The organism is uncultured Veillonella sp., from assembly GCF_963551295.1.
Classification (GTDB): domain Bacteria; phylum Bacillota; class Negativicutes; order Veillonellales; family Veillonellaceae; genus Veillonella.
In genome coordinates this window covers 52,487-64,343 of the sequence record NZ_CAUVFT010000012.1, presented here as the reverse complement: position 1 = coordinate 64,343, position 11,857 = coordinate 52,487, and the positions used below count along the sequence as shown (strand labels likewise).

10 protein-coding genes are annotated in these 11,857 nt (G+C 38.2%); all 10 read left to right on the top strand.

Translation table 11 applies throughout. The features are described 5' to 3' along the window. The coding region (gene glyS / locus RYO55_RS04965; protein WP_314984422.1) for a glycine--tRNA ligase subunit beta at nucleotides 1-1,553 on the top strand (1,553 nt) is incomplete at its 5' end. A 166-nt stretch (nucleotides 1,554-1,719) separates the two neighbouring features. After that, nucleotides 1,720-2,106, top strand: coding sequence for a MarR family transcriptional regulator (locus RYO55_RS04960; protein ID WP_314984423.1), 387 nt, complete (start codon nucleotides 1,720-1,722; stop codon nucleotides 2,104-2,106). A 142-nt stretch (nucleotides 2,107-2,248) separates the two neighbouring features. After that, nucleotides 2,249-2,590 (top strand): 50S ribosomal protein L19, encoded by a 342-nt coding sequence (rplS, locus tag RYO55_RS04955; protein ID WP_004695921.1) that lies wholly within the window; start codon nucleotides 2,249-2,251, stop codon nucleotides 2,588-2,590. Between the two features lie 187 nt (nucleotides 2,591-2,777). Then, entirely contained in the window at nucleotides 2,778-3,683 is a 906-nt protein-coding gene (gene ylqF / locus RYO55_RS04950) for a ribosome biogenesis GTPase YlqF (protein WP_295815890.1), read from the top strand. Continuing rightward, nucleotides 3,676-4,473 carry a ribonuclease HII gene (locus RYO55_RS04945; protein ID WP_314984420.1) on the top strand — a complete coding sequence of 266 codons (798 nt, stop codon included), beginning with the start codon at nucleotides 3,676-3,678 and terminating at the stop codon, nucleotides 4,471-4,473. The genes ylqF and RYO55_RS04945 overlap by 8 nt, the downstream gene beginning before the upstream one ends. A 194-nt stretch (nucleotides 4,474-4,667) precedes the next feature. Beyond that, a complete protein-coding gene (locus RYO55_RS04940) occupies nucleotides 4,668-5,066 on the top strand; it encodes a YraN family protein (protein ID WP_295815886.1) in 399 nt (132 codons plus the stop codon). Between the two features lie 11 nt (nucleotides 5,067-5,077). Continuing rightward, nucleotides 5,078-6,784 (top strand): YifB family Mg chelatase-like AAA ATPase, encoded by a 1,707-nt coding sequence (locus RYO55_RS04935; protein WP_314984418.1) that lies wholly within the window; start codon nucleotides 5,078-5,080, stop codon nucleotides 6,782-6,784. A gap of 105 nt (nucleotides 6,785-6,889) precedes the next feature. Beyond that, nucleotides 6,890-8,116, top strand: a complete 1,227-nt coding sequence (dprA, locus tag RYO55_RS04930) for a DNA-processing protein DprA (protein ID WP_314984417.1) — start codon at nucleotides 6,890-6,892, stop codon at nucleotides 8,114-8,116. Next, nucleotides 8,106-10,481, top strand: coding sequence for a type I DNA topoisomerase (gene topA / locus RYO55_RS04925; RefSeq protein ID WP_314984416.1), 2,376 nt, complete (start codon nucleotides 8,106-8,108; stop codon nucleotides 10,479-10,481). The genes dprA and topA overlap by 11 nt, the downstream gene beginning before the upstream one ends. After that, on the top strand, nucleotides 10,471-11,787 hold the full coding sequence (gene trmFO / locus RYO55_RS04920; RefSeq protein WP_314984415.1) for a methylenetetrahydrofolate--tRNA-(uracil(54)-C(5))-methyltransferase (FADH(2)-oxidizing) TrmFO: 1,317 nt from the start codon (nucleotides 10,471-10,473) through the stop codon (nucleotides 11,785-11,787). Before topA ends, trmFO begins: the two co-directional genes overlap by 11 nt. Nucleotides 11,788-11,857: the final 70 nt, after the last annotated feature.

Below are 11,857 nucleotides of genomic sequence, written 5' to 3'. Positions count from 1 at the left end.
TAATTCCTGTAGAATTTGCTACTGTTAAATCTGGTAATGTAACACGTGGTCATCGCTTCTTAGGTGCTGATGAAATCACTATCAAAAATGCATCATCCTATTTAGACACATTAAAAGAAAACTATGTTATGGTTGATCAAGACGCACGTCGTGAATTGATTTCCAAACAATTACATGATATTGCAGCTTCTAAAAATGCATCTATCGTTTGGGATGATGATTTATTAGAAGAAATCAACTATCTTGTTGAATGGCCTACAGCATTGTGTGGTGGCTTTGAAGAGTCCTACTTGGCACTTCCAGATGCAGCTATCATTACACCTATGAAAGACCATCAACGCTACTTCCCATTGGTTGACCAAGATGGCAAATTATTGCCAATGTTCTTAACAGTTCGCAACGGTTCTGATCATTCTATCGAAGTGGTTCAAGCTGGTAATGAACGCGTATTGCGCGCCCGTCTTGATGATGCTAAATTCTTCTTCAACGAAGACCGCAAGAAATCTCTTATTGACCGTCAAGATGGTTTGACTAAAATCGTATTCCAAGAAGGTCTTGGTAACTTAGCAGATAAAACTGAACGTTTACTTAAATTAGGCCGTGTATTCGGTGAAGAATGTGGCTTGCACGAAGATGCAGCTGTTGTATTAGAACGCGCTACAGAGCTTGCTAAAACTGACCTTACAACAGGTATGGTTACAGAGTTTACTGAATTACAAGGTGTAATGGGTAAAGAATACGCTTTACTTGATGGTGAATCTTCTGAAGTAGCAGAAGCTATTTTCGAACAATATTTACCACGCTTTGCAGGCGATGTATTGCCTCAAACAGAAGCAGGTAAAGTATTGTCCATAATCGATAAAGTAGATAATATTGTAGCTACTTTCAGCCGTGGCTTAATACCTACAGGATCTCAAGATCCATATGCATTGCGTCGTCAAACAATTGGTATCTTGAACATCTTGCTTGGTAGCGAATGGAATATCAGCCTGCGTCCAATCTTCAAAGCATCTATGGAGTTATTGAATGTAGCTGCTGATAAACAAGAGGAATTGCTTAACCAAGTTGAAGAGTTCTTCACACTTCGTTTGAAAAATATTTTCCTTGATCGCGAAGTTCCTCATCATGTGATCGACTTGTTGTTGTCTAACAATGAATTATCCGTTGCTGATGCTGAAGGTCTTGTAAATGCATTGTTAGCTAACCGCATCGATGAAAACGTTGAACTTGTTCAAGCTTATACTCGTATGTACAATCTTGTAAAAGATGTGGAATATACTGGTGTTAATAGCGATTTGTTGGAAGAAGATGCTGAAAAAGAATTGTTCGAAGCTGCTTCTAAAGCATCTGAAGCAAGTAGTGCTGCTTGGGAAGCTGGCGATTATGATGCAGTCGTGGCAGTTCCAGCTACTTTAGTTCCAGCCATCAACAAATTCTTTGAAGATGTAATGGTTATGGATAAAGATGAAGCTATTAAAGCTAACCGTTTACAACTCGTTCGTTTAGCATACAGTGTAATGGCTATTATTGGAGATATTAGCTCATTAAAATAATATATTATAGTAATAATTTAAATTTTTACAATGATATACAAGAGAAGAGGTACCATGCGTACCTCTTTTTTGCTTTTACGAAGAATATGCAAATTTTATGCAGGATTTTTAGAGACTATAGCGAATACTTTATAATATACAAAGTTGTATGAGGAGATAGATGATTATGAATCATGATGAATTATATAAAGCCTTATGTAAGGTGCCAAGCGGCAAAGAAAAGTCTCGTGATAGAATTATTATTGAATTATATATGCGTTCTCAAGGAGCATCACAAAAGCAGTTAGTAGATGCTCTAAATATGCGTCCTGCTACTGTGTCGGAGCAGACAGACATTCTCATTGAATTGGGATATGTTACAAAACATATTGATTATATGGACAAACGTATATCTGTAGTTACTTTAACAGATGAAGGGAAACGGTTAGGCAAATCTCTTTTACATACATATAACGAATTTCTTAATGTAATGTTCTCTGATTTATCGGATAAAGATCAGGAGAATTTATACCGCTTATTAGGTAAGTTAAAACGACCAATTATACGTAAATAATACGTAAATATTTGGATTATTAAAATAATATAGAAAATACTTGCTAACAGTACGTGATTTATGATACTATATTGCTGTTAATTTGAGACAGTCCGCTGCCTATAAGGTGTAGGTATTGAATGTCTGCAAACAGGAGGAAACAATGAACATTATTAACGTACTTGAACAAGAACAACTTCGTACAGACATCCCTACATTCCGCGCTGGTGACACAGTTCGTGTACACGTAAAAGTAGTGGAAGGTACTCGTGAACGTATCCAAGTGTTCGAAGGTTTGGTAATTAAACGTCAAAACGGTGGCGTACGCGAAACTTTCACAGTTCGTCGTATTGCATCCGGTGTAGGTGTAGAACGTACATTCCCACTTCACAGCCCACGTTTAGCTAAAATCGAAGTTATGCGCCGTGGTGTTGTTCGTCGTGCTAAATTGTACTACTTACGTAACCTTACTGGTAAAGCTGCTCGTATTCGCGAAAAACGCTAATGTTCATAAAAGGCTGCCGTCGGCAGCCTTTTATTTTTGCTAAAATTAGATATGAATAGTTCTATTTTATTAATCTATGAATTAAAGAGTTATAATAGAGGAATATAGAGCTGTAAAAAGATAAATATAAAATATACTAAATATCATCTCTATGAGATGTATATAGAGTATGTAGAAAGGATATACTATGGCAGATTCACCTATCGTACATTGGTTCCCCGGGCATATGGCGAAAGCTACTCGTATGATTACGGAGTATATAAAAAAGGTAGACGTAGTTATCGAGTTATTAGATGCCCGTATTCCACGTTCTAGTGCGAACCCTGTAATCACTGAACTCATTGGTCAGAAACCTCATATTATACTGTTAAATAAAGTAGATTTAGCAGATCCTAAAGCCACAAAGGAATGGACTGAATTTTTTACTAAACAAGGTATCACTGTATTGGCTATTGATTCTAAGTCTGGTAAGGGTAATAAGAAGTTAATATCTACGGTAGAGCGTTTAAGCAAGCCTATCATAGACCGTTGGGTAGCTAAAGGTATTCGCAGTCGTTCTGTACGTACCATCATCTTAGGGATTCCTAATGTTGGTAAATCTACGTTGATTAACTCCTTAGCTGGCTCTGCCGCAACTCGTACAGCTAATAAGGCTGGTCATACCCGTGGTCAACAATGGGTTAAAATCGGCAAAAACCTTGAACTACTTGATACACCGGGCGTATTATGGCCTAAATTAGAGGACCAACGTGCAGCGGCTCGTCTCGCTATGACGGGGGCTGTTTCTGATGATGTTTACGATTTAGAGCATGTAATGAAACAGTTATTAAATCATTTATTGACGAATACACCAAATATTTTGGTGGAACGTTATAAATTAAAAGAAGAAGAAATGACAGATGTGGATACAATTCTTGAAAGTATCGGTCGTCGTCGAGGCTGTCTTGTTAGTGGTGGCATAGTAGACTTTGATAAAGCACGTCGCATTATCTTGCAAGATTACCGCAATACTAAATTAGGTACAATTACCCTTGATAAGGTAGACGAAGAGCCATATTATCCTGAAGATGGTGAGGATACACAAAATGGATAAGGAATTATTCGCCAAGTTAAAAGTGGCAGATATTAAAGCTCTTTTTGAAACTGAACAAGCTTTAGAGCTATTATCGCTAGCTCAAGAGGATACTCGTAGTTCTGTACAAAAATTAGCTGCTTCTTATATTAAGCGCCAAGAAAAAGAGTTAAAAGAGCAGCAACGCCTTATGGGCATGTATGACTATGAAGGAATGTTCTACGATCAAGGCATTTATCATGTGGCTGGTGTAGATGAAGTGGGGCGTGGTCCTATTGCAGGCCCTGTAACAGTAGCGGCTGTTATCTTGCCACCTATGACATTGATTCCTGGCCTTAATGACTCTAAAAAGCTAACAGAAGAAAAGCGTGAAGAGTTATATGATATCATTATGGCTGATGCCGTAGCGGTGAGTTGTATCTCCTACGGTCCAGAGAAAATTGATGAACTCAATATTTACGAAGCTACTCGTCAAGCTATGTATGAGGCGATTCGCACGCTTAGTGTACCAGCAGAAGCAGTAGTAGCTGATGCCATGAAGTTGCCAGACTTAACGATTCCTGTAGAATCTATCGTTAAGGGTGATAGCAAAAGTGCGAATATTGCAGCTGCATCTATTATTGCAAAGGTTACGCGAGATCGCTATATGAAACAGCTCGATGAGGAATACCCTGGCTATGGGTTTGGTATCCACAAGGGGTACTATACTGAACTCCATAAAGAAGCTGTGGAGCTACAAGGGATAACACCACTTCATCGTAAGAGCTTTGAGCCTATTAAATCTATCGTGCGTTGGGTTAAGCCTGAATAATTGCATATAGTTCATAACCGTAAAGAGGTTCCTATTGGTCACCTATGTGACTATTAGGAACCTTTTTTGTATTTACTTTTACATCTTACGTATTTTACTCTACAAGTAAGTATTACCTGTTGAAAGATTAATATAGTGTAGATATAAAAATTTTATGGGTTATTGTCGCAGATACACCTTATTAGGAGGTATATATGAAAACAATTAGCACTGGGAAAGCATTTAATGAGCTAGATTCAAAAGAATTGGGCAAATGGGGTGAACGGGTAGCCACCAATTATATTGAAAAACTAGGACTTACAGTAGTGGATACAAATTATCGAACGCGGTTAGGAGAAATCGACATCATTGCTAAACGGGATTTAGTATATCATTTTATTGAAATTAAAGCTCGCCGAGGCATGCAACATGGTTTGGCACGTGAGGCAGTCACTAAGAAAAAACAAAAGCATATTAAAAGAGCCGCAATGTTGTTTCTATATGATCTTAATCAAAAAAAGCGACGTTGGAAGGAAATATCCTTTGATGTAATAGAGGTGTATTTACACGAGGACTTTCAAAGTTCTATTCATTATTTGCCGCAGTGCTTTTAGTGAGGTTTCTTATGTATGCTAAACTTTATGGAGCCACCTTACACGGCATTGATGGATGTATCATTACTGTAGAGGTTGATATATCGCAAGGGTTGCCGGTTTTTGATATCGTTGGTCTACCGAATCAATCGGTTAAAGAGGCACGTGAACGAGTGCGAGCGGCCATTAAAAATAGTGGCTACGAATTCCCAATGAGACGTATCGTAGTCAATTTAGCACCTGCTACAATTCGTAAAAGTAGCGCTGGACTCGACTTAGCGATTGCTTTAGGGGTTCTGCTTGCATCAGGACAGATAAAGGGGCGTAAAGCTAAAATTTCGGCTTTATTTGATAAGAGTCTGTTTATGGGCGAATTAGCGTTAGATGGTTCGCTATTACCAACCTTTGGGACTTTAGCTATGTCGCTAGCAGGATTAGATGCTAATTATTCAAAAATTTATACGAGTATTGAAAATGGTAAAGTGTTGCAGGCTATTCCTAGTTTAATTATATATGGTGGATCTTCACTACAAGAAATTATAACTATTCTAGAGGAGCAAGTTAAGCTAAAGGCAGTTGATAAAAATAAACAAGTAAGTATCAAAACAGAACATGTAGATAATCATAATATAAATGAATTAATTCTTGAATCTCTAGAGTCTATGCCATTAACTGGAACCAATAAAAATCTAGATACAATCAATAAACAGCACGTAATAACAATTAGTAATAATTGTGTTGATTTGTCTGTTACGGATGAAAGTACAACTATAAAATCTAATCAAACATATACAGTTGATTTTGGCGATGTACAAGGTCAAGAGTTAGGAAAACGTGCCATGCTCATCAGTGCTGCAGGTCATCATCATTGTATTATGATAGGACCTCCAGGTGGGGGTAAAACGATGATGGCCGAACGATTGCCGACCATATTGCCACCGATGACTTGGAATGAAATCGTTGAAGTGAGTCGCATACAAGATGTAATAGGTTTACTGGGAGATAATGGGCTAGTTACATCTAGACCTTTTAGACATCCTCATCATACGGCAACTTTGGCTAGTATGGTCGGTGGAGGGATACAGGGGCGCCCTGGAGAGGTAACACTAGCTCATGGAGGCGTATTGTTTATGGATGAGGCACCTGAGTTTCAACGTCAAGTAATCGATGCATTACGACAGCCACTAGAGTCTAGGACTATTACTATAAATCGGTCTCAAGGAAATTATATATATCCAGCTAATTTTATTTGTATTCTTGCGGCAAATCCTTGTCCTTGTGGTTATTACCATGATCCCCATAAGGAATGTGTCTGTACAGAAACGATGGTTAAAAACTACCAGCAACGGTTATCAGGGCCGATTATGGACCGTATTGATTTACATATTCCCGTTGAGAGACCGACCCTTGAACAGCTGTTAGATACATCATCTTCCAATATGACGAGTGAAAGTATGAGACAACAAGTCATCATGGCTACTGCTATGCAGCAAAAACGATATGAAGGTTTTGATTTTAATTCGAATGGAGCAGTTTCTCATAAGGCAATTAGTGAACTATGCAATATTTCAGATAAGGCTTGGAGTGTTTTAGGCAATATATTTGACCATTTTCATTTAAGTGGACGAGCTTTTGATCGCATATTAAAGGTGGCTCGTACAATTGCTGATTTAGAAGAAAATCCAAAAGTAGAACCACATCATATTTCTGAAGCAATGTTATTTAGAACTGGCAAATAGAGTAAGTGTTTTATAAATTATTTGTTTCTTATTTGAAAAAAGTAGTTGTTTAGTTCTATATAAAATTAAAGCTTATATACATAGAAAGAATTACCAGGTGTTTATATGACTAGATACGATGACAATATTTATATTGCAGGCTTGCAAAGTCTATACAATGTTGGAGCGACACATGTACGGCGTTTCATAGAAGATTTTGGGTCGCCCTATGATGCTTGGCAAGCAGTTAAGAAGGTTGAAAATTTAAAACCCTATACACATATTTCTACCGCTGATAAACGCGCTATAGCATCATCGGCTAAGGATGAAAAGTTAGATTATATAATTCATAAAATAGACGAATATAAGATGGATTTTACTACCTTTTTAGACAAAGACTTTCCGTCTGTTTTAAATCATATATATAATCCGCCAGCTATTTTGTTTATGAGAGGTAATCGAGCACTTTTAGATGGACGATTAAATCGTATTGCTATAGTTGGGGCACGGAGTTGCTCCTTATATGGGCGGAATGTGGCGAGAATGCTCGGCAAGGAATTAGGTAAATATAGCACCATTATTGTCAGCGGTGGGGCTCGTGGTATAGACTCATATGGTCATGAAGGCCTTTTAGCTAGTCAGGGGTACGGAATCGTTGTTATGGGATGTGGTTTAGATATCACCTATCCTAGAGAAAATGCAAAACTATTTGATCATATATTACAAAATAATGGTTTACTCCTATCTGAATACCCGCCAGGTACACCGCCGTCCGCAAAACATTTTCCTGCACGGAATCGTATCATTAGTGGATTATGCAGAGGTGTTATTGTAGTAGAGGCCAAGTCCAGTAGTGGTTCTTTGATTACGGCAGATATGGCGGTTAGTGAAGGTCGAGATGTATTTGTAGTACCATGTAATCTATTAGACCATACGGCTGATGGAAATAAATTTCTAATGAGAAATGGTGCATATGTACTTACTGGTTATGAGGATATAGTTGAACAATATCATTTAACATTGCGGGAATATTTTTATAGTGAACAGAAGCTTTTATCAACAAAGAATAATGAAAATAAAGGTGTAAAAGATAGCGTTCAAATAGGGAATCATAGTCAAAGTGTTGATAGAAAAGGGTGCTCTATGTTAAGCTTTAATGTGGATAGGAATGTAATATTGAGTGAAATACCTCATGATCGATGTATTACGGTTAGTGATATTTTGAAAGCGACTCGTATTCCATTACAACAACTACAGCCCTTATTACTAGAGTTAGAAATGGAAGGGGCTATAGAGAATCATCCGCCGAGAGGCTATATTAATATGACTAGGAGTGATATACTTGTCCATTAAACGATCTATCGTTATTGGCGAGCCGAAAGCAGCTAGTACTAGTAAAGACACAAAAAAGAAAAATACTAAAAAAGAAAGTACTACGATAAAGCGTAAGGTAGCTAAAGAAGCCCTTACTCCAATGGGGATTGTACGGGATAAATCTGTACTACAAACTTCAGTGCCACCGGAGCAACGCGAACCTCGCGTATATAATCCGGATGGCAAAGTATTAGTAATCGTAGAGTCTCCTGCTAAATCTAAAACAATTGAAAAATTTTTAGGTCCTAACTATGTTGTTAAGGCGAGTATGGGACATTTACGAGATTTGCCTAAATCTCAAATGGGCATCGATATAGAGCATGATTTCACGCCACGCTATAGTAATTTGGTAACACGTAAAAAGGTTATTGATGAACTAGTTTCTTATGCCGATGAAAGCAGTGCCGTATTGCTCGCAACTGACCCTGACCGCGAAGGGGAAGCTATTTCTTGGCATTTAGCGTACATTCTTAATGTAGATCCTAAGTCAACATGTCGTATTACGTTCAATGAAATCACTAAAAATGCGGTAGCGGAGGCTTTGGAGTCTCCACGTACTATCGATATGAACATGGTAGATGCTCAACAAGCACGCCGTGTATTAGACCGTATCGTAGGTTATAAATTGAGTCCTTTGTTATGGAAAAAGGTTTGTAAAGGCCTTAGTGCAGGTCGTGTGCAATCCGTTGCAGTTCGTCTTATCTGTGAAAGAGAGCGCGAAATTCAAGCTTTCGTACCACAAGAATATTGGACGATTGAAGGCAATTTTGAAACGCCTAAAAAAGAGGCTTTCACAGCAGAATTGACCCATATTAAAGGTGAAAAAATCGATATTACTACTGAAAGTGAAGCACAAGCCGTAGTAGGTGCTATTGGCGGAGCCGATGCAGTAGTGACAAATATTGAAAAGCGGAAGCGTTCTCGTAAAGCGGCACCTCCATTTACAACATCTACCTTGCAACAAGATGGTGTGCGTAAATTGAACTTTGGTGCTAAGCGTACCATGATGATTGCTCAACATTTATACGAAGGTCTTGAAATCGGTTCCTATGGCCACGTGGGTTTGATTACATACATGCGTACAGACTCTACACGTATCTCTAAAGAGATGCAAGCTATGGCTAAGGACTTTATTCTTCGCAATTATGGGGAAGACTATTATCCGTCTAAACCAAATGTGTACGGCTCTAAGGGTTCTGCACAAGATGCGCATGAAGCGATTCGTCCTACATCTCTCGAGTTAACACCTAAAATGGTGGAACCATTTTTGAATCGTGATGAACTTAAGCTATATACGTTGATTTGGAATCGTTTTATGGCTAGCCAAATGGCACCTCAACAAAATGAATCAACAACGATAGAGTTGAATGTTAAAGATGACTATACATTTAAAGCGACTGGCTCTCGTGTTATCTTCCCAGGTTTCAGTGCTGTTTATGAAGATACAAAAAAAGAGGATGTACCTCAATTACCAGCTTTAAAAAAGAATGATGTTGCCCATACGGTAGAGGTGTTACCTGAACAACATTTTACGCAACCACCTCCACGTTACTCCGAGGCGAGTCTCATCAAAACATTAGAAGAACTTGGTATTGGTCGTCCTAGTACATACGCACCAATTCTAGATACTATCGTAAGCCGTAATTATGTGGAAAATACGAATAAACAATTCGTGCCTACAGAGCTAGGCTTTGTGGTGGTAGACTTCTTGATTGCATACTTTGAAAAAATCATCAATACTGGCTTTACTCGTGATCTAGAAGATGAACTAGATGCTATTGCATCTGGTAAGGATACATATGTAAAAGTATTATCTGATTTCTACGAAGTCTTTGCAAAAGAGCTAGAAGATGCAAGTGATGTAGACCGCATTGAAATTGCATATATGGAAAGCGATGAAATCTGTGAACTTTGCAATAGTCCAATGGTATATAAATTTGGTCGCTATGGTAAGTTTTTAGCATGTTCTAATTTCCCGGAATGTAAAAACACAAAACCTATTACAGTAGGAACTGGTGTAACTTGTCCTAAATGTAAAGAAGGGGAAATCGTAGAACGCAAGTCTCGTCGTGGACGTATTTTCTATGGCTGTAATCGATACCCACAATGCGACTTTACATTATGGGATAAGCCAACTCATGATTTCTGTGAAACATGTGGTTCTATAATGGTTGAAAAGACATATAAAAATGGTACAGTTAAAAAGTTCTGTTCCAATGAAACTTGTCCTACTAGGCCACCAAAGAAAACAAGAAAGAAAAAGAGTGAAGCTAGTGAAGAGTCTGTAAAAGAATCTAAAAGGTCTAGCAAAGCTAAAAAAGAGGAAACTACAATTGAATCATAAAAATGTTATCGTTATTGGTGCAGGCCTTGCAGGCTCTGAAGCGGCTTGGCAACTCGCTAACCGAGGCATTCATGTAGACTTATATGAAATGCGTCCTGTTAAAAGTTCTCCTGCGCACCAAACAGATCAATTTGCAGAGCTCGTATGTAGTAACTCGTTGCGCGCTGGTAATATTGAAAATGCGGTAGGTCTTTTGAAAGAAGAAATGCGTCGACTTGGTTCCATCATTATGGAATGTGCCGATGCAACTGCTGTTCCTGCAGGTGGCGCCTTAGCCGTTGACCGTCATTTGTTTAGTGAAATGGTGACGAAAAAGATAAAAGGCCATCCTAATATTACAGTTCACCATGAAGAGGTAACGGAGATTCCTACTGAAAGCACTGTTATCTTTGCATCTGGCCCACTTACATCTGAAGCATTGGGAGATAAAATTAAAGCTTTAACTGGTGAAACAGGCTTTTATTTTTACGATGCTGCGGCACCTATCGTGACGGCAGAATCTTTAAATTACGATAAAGTTTTTGCTGCTTCCCGTTATGATAAAGGGGATGCAGATTATCTTAACTGCCCTATGACAGAAGAAGAATATAAAGCGTTCTGGCATGAGCTTACTACTGCTGAAGCCGTACAACCAAAGGCTTTTGAAAAAGAAATCTACTTTGAAGGCTGTATGCCCGTAGAAATTATGGCGAGCCGTGGGGAAGATACATTGCGTTATGGTCCCTTAAAGCCTGTGGGCTTAGTGGATAAACGCACCAATGAGGAATCTTATGCAGTAGTACAATTGCGTAAGGAGAATAAAGAAGGTACCATGTTTAACTTGGTAGGCTTTCAAACTCATTTAAAATGGGGTGAGCAAAAGCGTGTATTCGGTATGATTCCAGGCCTTGAAAATGCTGATTTCATCCGTTATGGTGTTATGCATCGCAATACGTATATCAATTCTCCTGAGTTATTGAATCATGCATTCCAGCTTAAAAAGGAACCGCGTTTATTCTTTGCTGGTCAAATGACTGGAGTTGAAGGTTATTTAGAATCTGCTGCTAGTGGTCTAATGGTAGGCCTACAAGTAGACCGTTACTTAGAAAAACAACCATTTATTGAATTTCCTAAGACGACGGCTATCGGTTCCCTTAGTCACTATATTTCTAACTACGAAGGTTCAAATTTTCAACCAATGAACGTCAACTTTGGTATCATGGAGTCTTGGCCTCAAAAAGTACGTAAGAAAAAAGAGAAAAATGCATTGATTGCAAATCGTGCATTAGAAGATCTGGATGCGTTAAAAGTAAAAGAAAATATATAAGCAATAGTTTTATAAGAAATAGCCTTTTAATAAATAGTTTTTTCAAAAAATAATATTTAAACATTAATCT